General features: G+C 53.9%; 18 protein-coding genes and 1 pseudogene. 8 read left to right on the top strand and 11 right to left on the bottom strand.

Annotated features, from left to right (window positions below; translation table 11 throughout):
* Nucleotides 1-7 precede the first annotated feature (7 nt).
* Genes ACZ1HM_RS21960 through ACZ1HM_RS21945 form a run of 4 tightly spaced genes read right to left on the bottom strand, consistent with a single transcriptional unit; the run spans nucleotide 8 to nucleotide 2,891 of the window.
* On the bottom strand, nucleotides 8-862 hold the full coding sequence (locus ACZ1HM_RS21960; RefSeq protein WP_472744843.1) for a DMT family transporter: 855 nt from the start codon (nucleotides 860-862) through the stop codon (nucleotides 8-10).
* Between the two features lie 16 nt (nucleotides 863-878).
* Entirely contained in the window at nucleotides 879-1,775 is an 897-nt protein-coding gene (locus tag ACZ1HM_RS21955) for a DMT family transporter (RefSeq protein ID WP_472744842.1), read from the bottom strand.
* Nucleotides 1,772-2,401: a LysE family translocator gene (locus ACZ1HM_RS21950; protein WP_472744841.1), complete on the bottom strand. Its 630-nt coding sequence runs from the start codon at nucleotides 2,399-2,401 to the stop codon at nucleotides 1,772-1,774. Before ACZ1HM_RS21950 ends, ACZ1HM_RS21955 begins: the two co-directional genes overlap by 4 nt.
* 25 nt (nucleotides 2,402-2,426) lie before the next feature.
* On the bottom strand, nucleotides 2,427-2,891 hold the full coding sequence (locus ACZ1HM_RS21945; protein WP_472744840.1) for an OsmC family protein: 465 nt from the start codon (nucleotides 2,889-2,891) through the stop codon (nucleotides 2,427-2,429).
* Nucleotides 2,892-2,976: 85 nt separating this feature from the next.
* Between ACZ1HM_RS21945 and ACZ1HM_RS21940 the strand changes: the two genes are divergently transcribed.
* Nucleotides 2,977-3,855, top strand: a complete 879-nt coding sequence (locus ACZ1HM_RS21940) for an EamA family transporter (RefSeq protein WP_472744839.1) — start codon at nucleotides 2,977-2,979, stop codon at nucleotides 3,853-3,855.
* Here the strand turns inward: ACZ1HM_RS21940 and ACZ1HM_RS21935 are convergent.
* Entirely contained in the window at nucleotides 3,839-4,198 is a 360-nt protein-coding gene (locus tag ACZ1HM_RS21935) for a winged helix-turn-helix transcriptional regulator (RefSeq protein WP_472744838.1), read from the bottom strand. The genes ACZ1HM_RS21940 and ACZ1HM_RS21935 overlap by 17 nt on opposite strands.
* A gap of 121 nt (nucleotides 4,199-4,319) precedes the next feature.
* On the opposite strand from ACZ1HM_RS21935, the gene ACZ1HM_RS21930 reads away from it, so the two are divergent.
* Both ACZ1HM_RS21930 and ACZ1HM_RS21925 read left to right on the top strand, forming a co-directional pair.
* A complete protein-coding gene (locus ACZ1HM_RS21930; protein WP_472744837.1) occupies nucleotides 4,320-4,847 on the top strand; it encodes a LysE family translocator in 528 nt (175 codons plus the stop codon).
* Between the two features lie 165 nt (nucleotides 4,848-5,012).
* Complete coding sequence (locus ACZ1HM_RS21925) at nucleotides 5,013-5,447, top strand: RidA family protein (protein ID WP_472744836.1); 435 nt, start codon at nucleotides 5,013-5,015, stop codon at nucleotides 5,445-5,447.
* A gap of 21 nt (nucleotides 5,448-5,468) precedes the next feature.
* On the opposite strand, the gene ACZ1HM_RS21920 is transcribed toward ACZ1HM_RS21925, so the two are convergent.
* The 6 genes from ACZ1HM_RS21920 to ACZ1HM_RS21895 all read right to left on the bottom strand — a co-directional run bounded on the left by ACZ1HM_RS21920 (nucleotide 5,469) and on the right by ACZ1HM_RS21895 (nucleotide 10,767).
* Nucleotides 5,469-6,083: a LysE family translocator gene (locus ACZ1HM_RS21920; RefSeq protein WP_472744835.1), complete on the bottom strand. Its 615-nt coding sequence runs from the start codon at nucleotides 6,081-6,083 to the stop codon at nucleotides 5,469-5,471.
* A 199-nt stretch (nucleotides 6,084-6,282) separates the two neighbouring features.
* Nucleotides 6,283-6,633, bottom strand: a complete 351-nt coding sequence (locus ACZ1HM_RS21915; RefSeq protein ID WP_472744834.1) for a Rid family hydrolase — start codon at nucleotides 6,631-6,633, stop codon at nucleotides 6,283-6,285.
* Between the two features lie 185 nt (nucleotides 6,634-6,818).
* On the bottom strand, nucleotides 6,819-7,595 hold the full coding sequence (locus ACZ1HM_RS21910; RefSeq protein ID WP_472744833.1) for a DMT family transporter: 777 nt from the start codon (nucleotides 7,593-7,595) through the stop codon (nucleotides 6,819-6,821).
* 333 nt (nucleotides 7,596-7,928) lie between these two features.
* The gene (locus ACZ1HM_RS21905) at nucleotides 7,929-8,360 is read right to left on the bottom strand and encodes a pyridoxamine 5'-phosphate oxidase family protein (protein WP_472744861.1); all 432 of its coding nucleotides are present in this window, start codon (nucleotides 8,358-8,360) and stop codon (nucleotides 7,929-7,931) included.
* Between the two features lie 536 nt (nucleotides 8,361-8,896).
* Nucleotides 8,897-9,169: a methyltransferase family protein gene (locus ACZ1HM_RS21900; protein WP_472744860.1), complete on the bottom strand. Its 273-nt coding sequence runs from the start codon at nucleotides 9,167-9,169 to the stop codon at nucleotides 8,897-8,899.
* A gap of 806 nt (nucleotides 9,170-9,975) precedes the next feature.
* Entirely contained in the window at nucleotides 9,976-10,767 is a 792-nt protein-coding gene (locus ACZ1HM_RS21895) for a GntR family transcriptional regulator (RefSeq protein WP_472744832.1), read from the bottom strand.
* A gap of 103 nt (nucleotides 10,768-10,870) precedes the next feature.
* Here ACZ1HM_RS21895 and ACZ1HM_RS21890 point away from each other — a divergent pair, with 103 nt between their 5' ends.
* The 5 genes and pseudogenes from ACZ1HM_RS21890 (at nucleotide 10,871) to ACZ1HM_RS21870 (ending at nucleotide 15,860) form a co-directional block, all read left to right on the top strand.
* Complete coding sequence (locus ACZ1HM_RS21890; protein ID WP_472744831.1) at nucleotides 10,871-11,758, top strand: transporter substrate-binding domain-containing protein; 888 nt, start codon at nucleotides 10,871-10,873, stop codon at nucleotides 11,756-11,758.
* 182 nt (nucleotides 11,759-11,940) lie between these two features.
* On the top strand, nucleotides 11,941-13,074 hold the full coding sequence (locus tag ACZ1HM_RS21885; RefSeq protein WP_472744830.1) for an amino acid ABC transporter permease: 1,134 nt from the start codon (nucleotides 11,941-11,943) through the stop codon (nucleotides 13,072-13,074).
* 40 nt (nucleotides 13,075-13,114) lie between these two features.
* A complete protein-coding gene (locus ACZ1HM_RS21880) occupies nucleotides 13,115-14,185 on the top strand; it encodes an amino acid ABC transporter permease (RefSeq protein WP_472744829.1) in 1,071 nt (356 codons plus the stop codon).
* 9 nt (nucleotides 14,186-14,194) lie between these two features.
* Nucleotides 14,195-14,935 carry an amino acid ABC transporter ATP-binding protein gene (locus tag ACZ1HM_RS21875; protein WP_472744828.1) on the top strand — a complete coding sequence of 247 codons (741 nt, stop codon included), beginning with the start codon at nucleotides 14,195-14,197 and terminating at the stop codon, nucleotides 14,933-14,935.
* 1 nt (nucleotide 14,936) lies between these two features.
* A pseudogene (locus ACZ1HM_RS21870) lies at nucleotides 14,937-15,860 on the top strand (aminotransferase class IV).

Here is a 15,860-nt window from a genome sequence, read left to right as displayed (position 1 = left end):
GCAAATGTCATGCTTTTCGCTGAACAAGCCAGATGGCGACAGCTGTGGTCACCATGCCCAGCAGTTGAATTGAACTGAGCGCATCTCCGTAGATCAACCAACTCATCGCCGCGGCCACACCCGGTACCAGGAAAAACAAGGCTCCGACCTGCGTAACGGAGCCTCGATTGATCAACCACATTAGAAGCATTACCGCAGAGATCGAGAGGACGAAGACGAGCCAAACAAAGGCAAAGACCAGTTCGCCATTCCAGATTACGACGCGAGTCTCAAACAGCATCAAAATGGCGGGCGGAATCAGTCCACCAAGATATTGTGCAGCGGTTCCGGATCGTAGGTCAGTATTACCGCCCACAGCTCTTTGCAGCACTGTGCCGCAGGCGATGGCTACACATGAGATCAGGACAACGGCGACAGTGGCAGAATTGATCCCGGACCCCGTGACATCCAACTTGGGTGCTAGCACGAGCACAACGCCGACAAACCCCAGGACAAACCCAAACCCGTGGCGACGCGTCATCGGTTCTTTTAGAAACCAAGCCGCTAAGACGGCTGTGAGTAATGGTTGCAGTCCCACCACCACCGCCGCGACCGCGGACGGCATCCCATGCCGCACCGCCCAAAAAATGCCTGTCAGGTAAACACCATGAACCAACATCCCCACCAAAATCGAAAATAGGACTTGTTGCCGCGACAGTGGGTTCGCCTTCACCAACCAAGACAGGATCGCCAACGCGACAAAGGCAAAAGCAAACCGGAGCGACAGGAATGTCCCCGGCTCTGCATAAGGCATCCCGGCTTGCGCGCCGACAAAGCCAGAGGCCCAGAGGACGACAAATAAAAAGGGGGCGATACGTGTCATGAAACCTATCCGTTCTTCACTTCGTTAATGCACTGTGCGGCAGCGTTGCCAGAACCACACCAATGACGGCTAATGTGCCCCCGATAACCGTCAGGCTACCGGGCCAGGCACGTGTCCAGATCACTTCGAGCAACAAGGCCGTGGGGGGCGTGAGGTAGAGAAAGCGCGCGGCAACGGATGGTCCAAGCTGAGCCACCACATAGGCCCAAGACGCGTGTGCCAGAAACGCGGAAAAGAGGGCCATGAAGGTAATGACAGGCAAGAGTATTTGTAAGGTGCTGGCCGGTTCTGACAGCATCTGTCGCAAGCCCGTGCCAAGCCAGGGCAGCAGCAACACGCCACCGATGATAACTGCGTAGGCGGTGCACGTCAGCGCACCGTAGCGCCGCACCAAGGGCTGCTGGACCAAGAAAAAGACGGCGGATGACACTGCTGCTCCGAAGGCCAGACTGGCACCAGAGCCAAGTGCGAAACCGCCCGGTTGGCCACTTGCGATAAAGCCTAAACCGCACAGCGACACGGCCGCCCCGAACCAAACGCGTTTGCCAATGCGATCTTTTCGAAACATCCAAGAGAGCAACATCGTCAAGATGGGCACTGTCCCAATGATGAAACTTGCCGCGCCCGGCGAGATCGTGAGCTGCCCCGCATTCAGCAAGACATTGTAGAGAAAAGTACCGGTGACCCCAAAGATCAGAAGCGCTCCAAAATCCTGCCGTTGGGGCGGTTTTGCGCGGGTCACAAACAGCCAAACCAGGCACACCGCCCCCGCCAACGTAAATCGGACAGCTGCCAAGGGGATCGGGTCCAGATAGGTTACGGCGAACGTAATCATCGGGAAGGTCACGGCCCAGGATAGCACCGAAAGGAGGATGGCAGCCGCGATACGAAACTTGATGGCGGGTGCGATCATTTTGCAGATATCAGCAATTGAAGCCCGGCGCCGGCAAACGCGACAGCCAGAAGGACGCCGACTGCATTCTCTAGGCGAGCAGTCATCCGGCGTATCTGAGTGCTGGAGCCTACGATCGCATAGACCCCATGACACACGAACGACACAAGGAACGCGCCAAGAATGAAAAGCAGCGTCGATCTTCCCGGCGCGTCGACGATACCGCTGATGCTTGCAATGGATAACCAGAACAAGATCGCCTTGGGATTACTGAACTGAAAAGCCGCACCTTGCAGCAACACAGTGCGTAGCTGCGTGCCTGTCCGAACGCTTGGCGAGACTGGAAGGGTCCCAAACGTTTGCTGGAGAGCCCTCAAGGAGAGCCAAAAAAGGTATCCAGCGCCAATGAAATGCAAGGCGTTCAGCACTGCGTCGCTTTGGGCAAGCACCACAGTGACGCCCAAAACTGTGGCACTCGCCAAGAATAATGAGCCGCAGGCGACGCCCAGAACCCCTCCCAATGCCGCCGAACGCCCCTGCGCCGTGGCCAGGCCCAACACAAAAGCGGCCGTTGGTCCCGGCGACAGTGCCCCGAGAGCCTGAATAGACCAGGCCAGCGCTATGTTGGTGGTTGCCTCAGTAAGCATGAGAAAACGATCTTCTACGCATACCCTATTCCAGCAGTACTTGGATGCGGGTCCTGACGGAGTTTGCGATGTAACACTGTGCGTGGGCCGCTGAATGCAGACGCGACAACGTCTCCGGGTCGGGCTGCGCCCCGGACACCTGTATCCTGGGCCTCAGGGTGACGTCACTAACCCAAAAAGCGCCTGAATCCGTCCGATCCATTCGTCCCTCGGCATGGTCGTGGTAGGTCAGGATGATGAGATCCTGCCGCTGTGCGAGGCTGAGAAACCAAAGCATGTGACACGACGCGATTGCTGCGACAAATGCCTCCTCTGGATCAACGGCGCTTGGGTCGGAGTAGGGCAAAGGTACGATCTGAGGGGAAGCGGAGGCAATGATACGTGACCCACCGTCAAAGCTCCACCGGTGCGCCCGGGAATATTTGCCCTTTGCAAAGTCTCCGCCATCCAAAGACCACTCAATAGTCGCGTCGTACGTTCCATGAGCCATCTTATTTTCCTTTCAAATCTTGCTTGCTACGCTTTCAATAGCAGGTATAGACATGCTACCTATTCAGTAGCAAGGAGAAATGGGCGTGTCGGTATTGGCAGGAGCGGCGGCCCTATTGGCATCGCTTGGATGGGCTACAGGTATCGTCTTTGCTGAGCGACCGGCGCGGCTTCTCGGTGCATTCAGGTTCACACATGTGCAGTTGGTGATATGCGCTTTGACTGCTAGCGCGCTGAGTGCGGTCTTCGGTTTGTGGACTGGAGTCGATGCTGCGCAATGGCCTGCATATGTCGTCAGTTCGGTCATTGGTATTGTGGTTGGCAACCTTGCAATGATCGGATGTTTGCGCCTCGGCGGGCCACGCCGAACTGAATTGCTGCTTGCGTTAAAGCCCCTGTGTATCGGTGTGATCGCCTATCTCTGGTTCGGAGAGTTGCCAAGCTTGATAGAAATGATGGGCGCTGTGATCATTATGGGGGGAATAGTTCTGGCCATTGCGCCCGATGCTCAAGAGGCAGCATATGATGCGCCTTTGTGGCAGGTCGTCACCCTTGGTGTGTTGGCTACGACAAGCCAAAGCATTGGTTTTCTAGTCGTCAAACCAGCGCTGGAAGCTGGTGTCGCCCCTCTTGTATTAACGGCAATGCGCTTGGCTGGTGCGGCGCTTGTTGTGTCATTGGCGGCAGCCATTGTTGGCGCGCGGTTTCGAACTGCAACTCCGATCACGCCGCAACTGGCCGTTCAAACCGCTTTTCCGGGGCTGATAGGATACGTGTTTTGTTCGTCCCTACTGCTCTATACAATGGCGCATATGGAGGCGGCAGTGGCCTCTGTCTTGGGATCCTTGTCGCCGGTCCTGGTCTTGCCAGTGCTCTGGGTCAAATACCGTCGACGTCCAACGACACGCAGTGCTTTGGGCGCGCTTGTTTCTTTTGTCGGGATAGCGATCATTCTTGTGGGCTAGCGACTGCTGCCTTTGCCTTCACGGCCTCTGCCCATCGGTGTGAGAACGTATCCAATGGCTGCATCTGTTTGCAAAGGTCCTGACCCAAAGGCGTCAGACCATAGCCTTGGCCGTCGTGATCAACAAAACCAGCTTCGCGCAGTTCCTTCAGCCGCCTGTTCAGGACCGTCGGCGACACGTCATCACATGCCTCCTGAAGTTTGCGAAACGTCAAAGGTGCTGGTGCAAGTTGCCAGATCACGCCCTGCGCCCAACTGCGCCCCAACAAATCAAACAGGGCCATCACTGGCTTGCCCGTTTTTGAGCCCCGAACCGGTTCACCGGGCAAAGGAATTTTGGTCACCAAATAGAGGTCTCCCTTTGCTACTTTTTATGTAGCATATTTCGCTATTGTTATAGTAGCATCCAAACATATCGTTGTCATTGACCTACCAAGGTGCCCATTTAAGGGACTTATTTCGCGCATGCTATCAGATATTCTCATCACAACATTCCTGGCCGGCACGGCCTATGTCCTGATCCCGGGGCCTGCGACATTGGCAGCCTTGAACCTGTCTGCAACGATAGGTCGAAAAGCGTGTTGCAAGTTTTTGACAGGTCACCTGCTGGGAGACCTGTTTTGGGCGAGCCTCGCTATCGCAGCAATTATTGGAACTTCTTACCTTGGACCTGCCTTGTTCCAAGCGCTTGGCGTGATCTGCGGAATTTATCTGATCTTTCTGGGTGCGCGCGCGTTGACTGTTTCCGAGACGACAGTCGCCCCTCTTATTGTCAACCCTTGGCGCAGCGGCCTCGTTTTTGGGATCACCAATCCAAAGGCATATCCTTTTGCAACAGCCATGTTCGCCGCTGTGCTTGGCCGATTTGAGGGCGCTTTGGTGGTTGGGAACGCGGCCCTCTTGGTAAGCGCGGCATTCTGTGGATCTCGTCCTCGCGACTGGTCTGGTCGTGTTCTGGACAGGATTGTCATCGATCCGCCAAGGGTTCCTTAGACATGGGAGGTCGGTCAATCGAGCAATCGGAGTGATCTTTATTGCTATGGGAGGCAAGATCCTAATCGATGCCACCTACGACCTGGCATTGCCTCGTCAACGCTAATCAAGACCGCGGCCCCAAGAGGGAAGCCTTTTCTCATTCACAACAGAGAGTAACAAACGATGGCAAAGAGTTTTAACCCACCGGACATTTGGAAGCCTTTTGGCGCGTTTTCCCAAGTCGTCGCAGCGGGGTCAGGACAGACTCTGTATCTCAAGGGCCAGGTTGCACTTGATCTCAACGGAAATGTGGTAGGCGAAGGGGATATGCGCGCTCAGGTTGCGCAGGTGGTCAAGAACGTCTCGGCGATTCTTGTCGCGGTGGGCGGGCGGATGAGCGATATCGTTTCAATCCAGCAATTCACCACAGATATTCAAGCCTTTATGCAATGCGGCGACATTCGATCCGTCTATTTCCAAGCGCCTTATCCTGTCACGACGACCGTGGAGGTTTCTTCACTGTATGATCCCAGATTACTCATCGAAATCACTTGTATTGCAGAGGTTCCAATAGGACGTTTCAAGTGTCCGAGAGACGCTGTCGAGATGCACCATTAACCTTAAGAGATGAAAAATCCACTATGTTTCAGTGCGAGACAAAGCCAAACCAATACTGGCTCCAATGAACAGTCCACCGGTCAATCTGTGTCGGAGTCTGCCAATCCGGATCAAAACCGGCCGCGCCAATTGAGCACATAAAACCCATGTCATGTCTCCTAGAAATACAACCGAAAGATACAATCCCGCTGCGATGACAAGGGTAGTTGTCGTTGGCGAACTACCGGTGAATTGGGGCAAAAACGCCGCGATAAAAACGAGTGTTTTGGGGTTAGCTATGGCTAGGAACAACCCTTGCCAAAACAAACGCGAAATGGGTGTTTTTGCCAGTGGCTCCTGCAAAATTTCGGAGCCGCCCAGTTGCCAAGAACGAATGCCGAGAAAGAAGAGGTACACTACTCCCAACCATTTCAGCCAGATCAACGCCCATGCTGCATATTGTAGCACACTGGCCAGACCGAAGACGACAATAGCAAGCTGAATACCAAGCCCAACGGTAGTCCCAAGAACAGTGAAAACACCATTCCTTGCTCCAAAATTTGCGGTATTCGCAACAAATAGTGCCACGTTTGGGCCAGGAATGGCCACTAACGCCATCGTCGCTAACACCAGAAGAAAAGCCGAGGTCATATCCATGATAGTGCACCTTAAACAGGAACGATTTGAATGTCTTAAGAAGTTTTGGCTAAGTACTTGAAGGTTTCGTTCAGTGTGTCAGTTCAACAGTCGATCCAGCACCAAGAACCACACCTATTGCCAGTAGTGCCCGACGCATTTTGGCTATGAGCCTAGATGCATGGTGCAGCACAGCGCACCGGTGTCTGCTTTTGGAGAACTATATTGTCTTTGCGGTGACTACGATCTCGATCAGACACCCTTCATCCAGATCGACAGCTAAGCAAGCGCGTTGTGGCCAATTTTCTTCCGGCCCGATCCAACCAAGCCAGATCGGGTCCAGTGCGTGCTTTTGTTTGACGTCGCTCAAGTAGACGGTCGCCTGAAGTAGACCTGATTTACCGCTGCCTGCATTTCTAAGAATGCGATCAAGTTCTTCCAAGGTATTTACGGCTTGTGCCTCGATCCCCTCTGAAAGAGACGGATCAGTTGCGACAGCATAGACCATGCCATCTGAAACGACAGCCTCACACCGGCCCAGACCAGGGTACGGAAAACGTTTTTCGTTCAACTCAATTTACCTCTCTAAAAATGCAGTCAGCGAAGACTTTTAGGTTCTGTGAAACAAGAATGTTGATAGCGATAAGAAGACGTTCGCGCAGGTGCTTCGCATTTTTGCACTAGCGTGCTTTGCAGCTGAGGCCTGGAGCGAACTTAACTTTCCAAGTTGCCGCTTGGCCGCGAATGCCGGTTTTCTCATTGATGTAGGCCGTTCAGCACAAGTCCCGCCACAACAAAACCACCACCTGTGAGATGATAGAGTTCGATAGCTTCTCCAAGGAACACTATGCCCAAAGCTCCGCCTAAGAACGGAACAAGATTGTTGTACGGCCCGGCGGCCGAAGGACCAACTATGGTGGTCCCCCAGTTCCACAGCAAGAAAGCTATAATCGACGGAAAGATCGCAAAATAAGCCATCGACCATGCTGTGGCGGGTGTATCTGGCAGAGGCATTTCGCTGCCACTGAGCACCGCCGAGACCAGCAGTACCAAGGTACCAATGACGATTAGAACCGCCAAAAAGGGCAATTCTCTTAAGCCGTCAGGTTTCATGGGAAGGGAGACGCAATACCCAGCCCATGCCAGCGCAGATATTATCGCCCAAGTGTCGGATGCTGCGAACTCGAAGGTCACGAGCGAATCCAAACTTCCCCGAAAGATAAGGATAAATGCGCCAACGAGACCAAGACCAATCGCAAGTCCCCGAAACAACCCGATCCGCTCTTTCCAGAGGATTGCGGATAACAAGGCAATGAGTATCGGCGTTGTTGCGAGGTAAAGAGACGCGTTTAAAGCCGTGGTCTCAGCCACTGCTAGGAACAACGTTGCCGGGTATATCACGATGCCCAAAGCGGAAATGAATATCAGTCTTGGCAGAGCCAAGAGAATGAAGGTGCGCTGATCCGGCCATGACCAAACAAGAAAAATCACAGAGATGAGTGCGCCAGCGCCCACCGCCAAACCGTCAACCAAAGTGCTGATCCATCACTCAGTCCAAACCTTCCTATCGCATATGATCCAGCCCATGCCAGACAGGCTAAAGTGAGAATTGCATGCGCGTGACGTGCATTTGTCTTCTTCATTCCTTTAGTCTCACAGAAAAAAATGGTCTCAATGACCACTGGAACTGAACGCCTGATATCCCATTTGCATTGCCTCAGTTGTTTCTGCAGGCGTCATACCGAGAAGGATCGGACCAATCCGATCAATGGTTTCAAAGGTAGTTCAAGCATGCAGTTCCAGGGTATCTAATTTCGGTAACTCCCCCATCGCAACGCATAGCGGATCTCATGCAACGCTATGTAACTAATTTGAAAGAAGTATCTGTTCCCAAGTCTTACGGAGACTCTCTGCAGTAGCGCCGTCTTCGTAAGCCGGGGTTTGCACTATTGATGCGCTACGAACATCAATCGCTACGATGTTCTTAATCCTTGCGGCCAACGGCCCCCATCTTTCGAACTGAGGGCGCAATGTTGCAAACACTGACGTGTTGCCGTCATACACTGTTGCAACACCACTTGCGCGAAAACCTCGTCTCAGTAGCGGATCAACGAAGTTTACTTCAACACTTGGATTCCGCGTAAGGTTTTTCGTCGTGCCAGGCGATCGAATGTCGCCGAAAGCAATTTGGTTTGTTGAGGTAGATATGAAAGTTCCTTTAGGAGAAAGGCAGGGACGGCCCCTTTCATCGATAGATGCGACGAACCCCAAGCGTTGTTTCTCCAGTATCCCAATCATCTCGTCTGTGAGCATAGTATGATCGCCTCGATAGTTTCTGGTCAGTTTGCAGTCTTGGTATGCTAAAATATCTCTTAGTTCTTTTTTCTTTGCCGATTTTTCGTCTGTCCCGCTTCTCCCAATAGCAAAACTGCTTCAATTGGTGCCTATGGAATCTCTAAGATATGGATGGGTTTCTCCGTGTGTGTTCTAGTCATTCGGGTTGATGCCCACGATCAGAGTTGCTTCTCCTCCACTCACAATGGGACACTAAAACTCCCTCCCTTTGGACACCGTAGGCTCACAATTTAGGACCTTGTTTCATTTTGCGAACTGCTAGCGCTACACAAACGATAGCATAGTTCCTGCGCTTCCTGTCAACTCGTTTTTGAAGGTGCAATCATGTGAAGTATCATGTCACGAACCTTGACAGGTTAGGATTTCTGCTGCTGGCCGAGTTCAAATGTCAGGTGACCATGAAATGGGCGCAAACAAGAGCGGGGAGAGGCCTACACAAACCGTCGAACCTGTTCGATTCAGCTATCAAACTCAGCGCCCTACTGCGCGCGCAGCCATGGATCTTTGAAAAAAGGCACAGCAACTAGAACGATGATGGCCGAAACACCTACGAGTAAAGCCAGCGGTGCGGCTGAGTGCATCATCCAGCCATGTAGTGTTCCGATGTCAGCAACATACTGAGGGTTACGCGAGAAACGATAAAAACCGCTCGTTTGCAGTCCACCGACTGCACCGCCGGTCTTGCGAACGCCAAAGTCTGTCATGGCGCTCCAGATGACAAGGTTTCTAATAAGGATCAGCGGTATGCCCACGCCATACCGTAGCCATTTCGGCGACACTGGTTCGCCCTATCCCAAAATCCCGTCAGCAGCCTCGGCCAAGGTCGCTGACGGGACATCAATAGCATTGCCGAGACACAAAAAGGTCAGAGCCGTATATTTTAGGGAGGCCATAGCCGCTGCACGGGCCGCGCGATGGACCACAGGATCGCAGTGAGCGTTGCGGCCGCGATCCCCAATCCCGCGATTGTCAGGGCGGTCTCGATCTTGCTTCTACCCTAGCATCAAACCCCAACTTTCCACACCGACTGTACATAAGCGCGCTTATCGGTCCCTACCCTATTTCTGGGGCGCTCAAGACTGGGCCTGACGCCCTTAAGCGGTCATATGTTAACCTAGCCCCCTGCCCCACCATTGGGGCAAGAAATCCACCCACATAATAAACCGCATCAGAGCCATGCTATTTAGATGTAAGTATTTGTTTTTAATTTGCAAATAGGGCTTAACTCAAAATCGTATGATCTTTCCTATATTAATTAGTTGCCACAAGTGAGTTGTGTTTGGCTAGGCAGCCATTCGGTCCGAACGCAGCATATCGCCGAATTGAGCCCACAGTGGAAATCTCTTTTTTGCTGCGCGTGCATGTAGCGCGAACTACGCTGCAAGTGCGCGGTTGCTGACGCTACTGTGCGGCGGCGAAACCCGCCATTGATCCCTGCCGCAGCAAAGCTTGAGGTGTAACTCACAAACCGCGTACGAAGTCAGCTTTCGCTGAAACTGCGCAATGTCTGCTTCTGCTCAAGACCTGGAAACCGCGTGCTTGCGGACCCTTACGGGCTTCACCTCTTTAGATTTGGCTGATTCAGATAGTTTACCAGCATGAACTCCTGCATTCGTGTGTGCAGCACTTGGGTGTGTTCATGTGCGAGCTTATCCGCCAATGCCTCATCCTCGGCTTCAATGGCGTCTATCATTTGATGATGTGCGGGGCTCAGATGGAATTCGGTGCCATCCCTGCGGACTGAAGCATAGTGGAAATGCAAGATACGGCGACCTTCATCCAGCAGACGCTCATAGGCCTGCGCGAGGTAGGGGTTCCCTCCAGCCCGCGCAACACACATGTGGAATGCCTTGTTTGCTTCTGACAGGCTTAACGGCTCTCCCTTCTTGCACAGCACGTCATAGGCCTCCGCAGCAGTGCGCATGGGCGCAATGTCCTCTTCCCGGCGGTTTACCGCAGCCAACCGCGTCGTTGCGCGTTGTAAATAGTCGATAGCTTCGATGAAGCGGGGCAGCATCGCAACGTCGAGCGGCGCAACAATCGTGGAGCGGTTTGAAAGCGTGTGCACCAACCCCTCGGCTGAGAGCCGTACAATGGCCTCACGTACAGGGGAGCGCGACATCTCGAACCGTTTTGCAACGCTAGTTTCGTCCAGTGGCGATCCGGGGGAAAGTTTGAGTTCCAGGATTTCATCGCGCAACTCGCGATAGACGCGCCGGGCGCCCCCCTCGCGTTTTTGCCCGTCTTTCTGAGAGTTTAGCATAGATATCTGGTTCATTGGTTTTTGTGCTGTTGTCGGAGTTTTCTGCAGATATTGCGTTTCTGCACCGCTTATTCTGCCATTTTGCACAATTCGTTTGACTTGTCGACATTTTGTCGACTAACGTTCATTCAAAAACGTGTCGACATAATGTCGGCAGATGAAATTGCACTGAACCAACTTGGAGAGACAGATGAAACACCTTACCTTTGCGGCGCTTGCTCTTGCCTTGGCGGCTGGCACAGCCCAGGCGCAAAGCCGCCTCGACACGGCGTTAGAGCGTGGCAAACTGCTGTGTAGCGGACATAACGGCAGCTTTCTTGGCTTTGCTGAAGTGGATGATGACGGCAAGTGGAAGGGCATGGATATCGACCTGTGCAAAGGTCTGGCCGCATCGCTGTTTGGTCAGTCCGACGGCAATCTTGAGATCGTGCCGATCTCTTGGGCGCAGCGCTGGCCCGCCCTGCAATCAGGTGACATTGACGTTGTGATTAAGCTGTCTGGCTGGACCCAAAGCCGCGACACGGAACTGAACTTGTCCTATTCCTTGCCTTATTTCGTCGGCGCTTTCCACGTGATGTCCCACGCTGACCTGGGCGCAGAAAGTGTAGCCGATCTGGACGGCGGCTCGATCTGTGTGTCTGCTGGCACCTCTACCGAGCGTGTTTTGGCCTCTTACCTTGAAGGCAACAATATCGACGCGGAAGTGGTCGTTTTTGAAAGCGGCGACGAGGTGAAAACCGCCTATTTCAACCAACGTTGTGACGGTCTGATTTTGTTCGCCCCGCCGCTTGCCGCGACGCGCGCAACGGCTGAGGACCCAGAAGCCCATGTGATCCTACCCGATGTGCTGGGGCTGGAGCCGGAAGCGATCATTGTCCCTGAAGGCGATCCCAAATGGCTGGATGTGATGAACTGGATGCTCAGCTCGCTTTGGTTTGCCGAGATCAATGGCATCACCCAGGCCAATGTGGATCAGATCAAGGCCAATCCCGGCTCGGCTCAGATCGAGAAATTCTTGGGCGTGACCCCGGATATGGCGAACGGCTCGGGCTATCAGATGACTGGGCCTACAACCTGATCAAAGAGGTCGGTAACTACGCTGAGATCTTTGAGCGCAACATCTCAACACCCTACGCTCTGCCGCGCGGCATGAATGAACTCTACACAAACGGCGGCGTCTTCTACCCGCTGACTGTCGACTAAAGCGACCCTACTCCAGGGCCAACTTGGGCCCTGGAGCCTTTTGCCGAGGGGCTTCTCATGTTTGCAGCTTTGAAAAACAAAACCGTCCGCGATCAGACCGCGCAGTTTGGCTTTGTCGGATTTCTGGTCCTACTGATCGTTCTCTTCGCCTTCACCGCCCGAAGCAACCTCGAAGCGCAAGGCATGACCTCAGGCTTTGGATTTTTGGAGCGGGCGACGGGCTGGGGCGTCAGTTTTTCCCTGATCGAGTTCAGCACGTCTGACACTTATCTTAAGGTGATATGGGTCGGTATTCTCAACTCTCTGTTTCTTGGGGCCATTTCGCTGGTTCTTGCCACCATCCTAGGCGTTGCCATTGGCGTCATGCGCGTGTCCGGCAACAAAATGGCCGAGTTGATCGGCACCACCTATGTCGAGATTTTCCGCAATCTGCCGCTGCTGCTACAAGCGTTCTTCTGGTACGCGATCCTGACCAACCTGCCCCGTCCGAGAGATCTGGCAGAGGCCTCGGGCCCGATCTATTTCAGCGGGCGCGGAGTTTATATGCCTGGGCTGAATATCACGGGATTCTCCGTTTTCTTAGTCTTTGTGGCCCTTGTAGCGGCTTTCGCACTTTGGCTATGGCTGAAATCAGCCCGCCGCTTTGCCCGGATGGAGGTCCCGCACAAGAAAACCTTGTCGCGCGGAATTTGGCTGGGGTGGCTTGTGCTGGCTGTCGTGCTTTTGTGGATCGGTCGCATTCCGGACACAACATTGGTCAGCCAGCCTTTCCTCAAAGGTCTGAACTTCCGTGATGGTATCCGTATATCTCCGGAATTGATGGCATGTATCGTTGGCATTTCGATCTACGGCGGGGCTTATATTGGCGAGATTGTCCGGGCCGGTTTCAATGCGGTGGGCAAAGGTCAGAGCGAGGCCGGCCACGCCCTTGGCCTCAGCACCTTTCAGACATTTGCCTATATCCGTTTGCCCCTGGCTATCCGTGCGGTGATGCCGACGTTGATCAACCAGTATGTCTGGCTCTTCAAATCCACGACCATCGGGATCGCCGTTGGTTTTGTTGACTTCTTCATGGTGATCTCGACCTCGATAAACCAATCCGGTCAGACACTAGAACTCATCGCCATCCTTATGGGCGGTTTCCTGATCATCAACTACTCCATGGCACTGGGTGCTCAATCGTGTGAATGACGCGATCAAGCTCAAAGGCAATCAGCTGAGGACTTGAGGCATGGCCAAGACGTATTCCCGGCCGACACTCTTCGATCAAGTGCGATCAGACTACTTCTCGTCCCACGCAAACACTATCGTGACCCTAAGCTTCGCGGCACTTGTGGCCTGGGTGATGTGGCACCTCATCAACTGGGGCATTCTACACGCCACGTTCAGCCAAGAGGCCAAGGACAATTGCGGCCATGGTGCGGGTGGCGCCTGCTGGGCCGTGATTGACGCACGCTGGCGCCTTATCCTGTTCGGGCTTTATCCGTTTGAGGAACAGTGGCGGTCGGCCATTGCCTGCATTGCGATCGTGATCACTGGCGCGCTGTCCTGCGTTCCGTGGTTCTGGAGCGGTCGGCGCATCGCAACCCTCTGGATCGTGGGCTTCACGATCTTCTACGTGCTCATGCGCGGCGGTATGTTCGGCCTGACCCCGGTGTTCGAGCAAAACTGGGGCGGGCTGTCGCTGACCATTTTCATCTTCGCCAGCACCACGCTGCTTGGCATGCCACTAGCCATCATCTTTGCACTTTTGCGAAGGTCAGAACTGCCCTGGATCGCGCGCACTATGGCGTTGGTAATCGACACAATCCGCTCGCTCCCGCTTTTGTCGATCATGTTCACTTTTGCTATCGTGCTGCCCTTTGTGTTGCCGGGCTGGATGATCGGCGACAAGCTCTATCGCGTCATTGTGGGCTATTCGCTCTTCTTTGCCTGCTATCAGGCTGAAATCATCCGTGGGGGCATGCAAGCGCTACCTGCTGGTCAGGAAGAGGCCGCCAAGGCGCTTGGCATGGGCTACTGGCACCGCATCGGCTACGTTGTCCTGCCTCAGGCCTTTCGCAATGCGCTGCCACCGACGATCAACCAGTTGGTGATCACGTTCAAGGAAACCTCGCTGGTCGTGATCATTGGCTTTTTCGAGATCCTTGCTTCAGGCAACGCGGCGTATGGCAACGCCGACTGGAACTTTGCCCATGTGGAAGTCTACTGCTTCGTTGGTTTTCTCTACTTCATCTTCGTCTTCGCCCTGTCCCGCTACGGGGCCTATCTGGAACGCCGAATGGCATTGGCTGAGCGCTAGGAGCATATCATGATTGAAAACGCAGTTCGCATCCAGGCAATGGACAAGTATTACGGTCAGTTTCATGCGCTGAAAGGAATAAATCTTGAGGTCGGGAAGGGCGAGAAGATTGTTGTTTGCGGTCCATCAGGCTCAGGTAAATCCACGCTGATCCGCTGTATAAACAAGCTAGAAGACTACCAGGCCGGATCAATCAATGTACTGGGTACAGAGCTCGATGATAACCTCGACAACATCGACGAAATCCGCCGCGAAACCGGCATGGTGTTTCAGCACTTCAACCTGTTTCCTCACATGACGATCATCGAAAATTGTATTCTTGCGCCAACACTCGTGCGCAAACAGCCACGCGCTGAAGCTGAAGAATTGGCGATGGAGTATCTGACCAAGGTTAAAATCCCCGAGCAGGCCGACAAATACCCGGGCCAGCTCTCAGGCGGGCAGCAACAGCGCGTCGCCATAGCCCGCGCTCTCTGTATGAAACCTGAGATCATGCTGTTTGACGAACCCACGTCGGCGCTGGACCCCGAGATGATCTCCGAAGTGCTCGATGTGATGACCAACCTGGCCAAGGAAGGGATGACGATGATCTGCGTCACCCACGAGATGGGTTTTGCCCGTCAAGTGGCCGACCGCGTGATCTTCATGGCTGATGGTGAGATTGTCGAAGAAGCTGAGCCAAACATATTCTTTGACGCGCCCGGGCAAGAACGGACCAAAGCGTTCTTGGGCCAAATTCTAGGACACTGAGATGAACAAGATCGACAACCAATCCACCCATGACGCCGAGCAGGATGCTCGCAACGAAGACGTCCTGATTTACGTGAACGGCCAGCTGGTGCCCAAGGCCGAAGCCACCATTTCGGTCTATGATTCTGGCTTTATGCTGGGCGATGGGATGTGGGAAGGGCTGCGGCTCTACAATGGTAGATGGGCCTTTTTCGATGAGCATATGGACCGACTGTTCAACTCGCTCAAATCCGTGTCGATCGAAGCGGGTATTGGACCCGCAGATATTTTGGAGATCCTCAACAACACTGCCGCAGCCAACGGTATGACTGATGATGCACATTGCCGGCTAATGATCACGCGGGGGCGAAAGGCAAAACCATTCCAGCATCCAGGGCTATCGCGTTTCGGTCCGACCATCGTCGCCATCATCGAGCACTCAAAACCTGCGACCAGCCTGCAGGCACAGGGTATTCGCCTAGCGACCGTGCCCTAGGTGCGCGGCCTGCCGATGAGCCAGGACGCCAAGTATAATTCTCATTCCAAACTCAACTGCGTGATCGGCTGTTTGCAGGCCGAACAGGCGGGTGCGGATGAGGCACTGATGCTCGACCCGCATGGCTTTGTGAACACAACGAATGCCTGCAACTTTTTCATTGTGCGCCGGGACGAGGTTTGGACCTCGACCGGAGACTACTGCATGAATGGTGTGACCCGTCAAAAGGTGATCGACCTCTGCCACGCCAATGATATCCCTGTCTTTGAGAAGAACTACTCGCTTTACGAGGCCTATGGCGCAGACGAGGCATTCCTGACCGGGACATTTGGCGCGCAGACACCCGTGGCGGAAATCGACGGCAAGTCCATAGGCAACGGTAACCGTCAGATAACGCAACGCATTCGCGACCTTTACAAGGACCTCGTGCGCGAAAACACTGGGGGCTAA

It is taken from the genome of Sulfitobacter sp. GN1-4, from assembly GCF_055693825.1.
This window is presented reverse-complemented; position numbering and strand designations above follow the sequence as displayed.

Coding starts and splice junctions, on each gene's coding strand:
- ACZ1HM_RS21880 (WP_472744829.1), top strand. CDS start 13,115: ATGGCCAAGACGTATTCCCGGCCGACACTCTTCGATCAAGTGCGATCA.
- ACZ1HM_RS21905 (WP_472744861.1), bottom strand. CDS start 8,360: ATGATTGGGATACTGGAGAAACAACGCTTGGGGTTCGTCGCATCTATC.
- ACZ1HM_RS21960 (WP_472744843.1), bottom strand. CDS start 862: ATGACACGTATCGCCCCCTTTTTATTTGTCGTCCTCTGGGCCTCTGGC.
- ACZ1HM_RS21950 (WP_472744841.1), bottom strand. CDS start 2,401: ATGCTTACTGAGGCAACCACCAACATAGCGCTGGCCTGGTCTATTCAG.
- ACZ1HM_RS21945 (WP_472744840.1), bottom strand. CDS start 2,891: ATGGCTCATGGAACGTACGACGCGACTATTGAGTGGTCTTTGGATGGC.
- ACZ1HM_RS21955 (WP_472744842.1), bottom strand. CDS start 1,775: ATGATCGCACCCGCCATCAAGTTTCGTATCGCGGCTGCCATCCTCCTT.
- ACZ1HM_RS21875 (WP_472744828.1), top strand. CDS start 14,195: ATGATTGAAAACGCAGTTCGCATCCAGGCAATGGACAAGTATTACGGT.
- ACZ1HM_RS21885 (WP_472744830.1), top strand. CDS start 11,941: ATGTTTGCAGCTTTGAAAAACAAAACCGTCCGCGATCAGACCGCGCAG.
- ACZ1HM_RS21930 (WP_472744837.1), top strand. CDS start 4,320: ATGCTATCAGATATTCTCATCACAACATTCCTGGCCGGCACGGCCTAT.
- ACZ1HM_RS21890 (WP_472744831.1), top strand. CDS start 10,871: ATGAAACACCTTACCTTTGCGGCGCTTGCTCTTGCCTTGGCGGCTGGC.
- ACZ1HM_RS21925 (WP_472744836.1), top strand. CDS start 5,013: ATGGCAAAGAGTTTTAACCCACCGGACATTTGGAAGCCTTTTGGCGCG.
- ACZ1HM_RS21920 (WP_472744835.1), bottom strand. CDS start 6,083: ATGGATATGACCTCGGCTTTTCTTCTGGTGTTAGCGACGATGGCGTTA.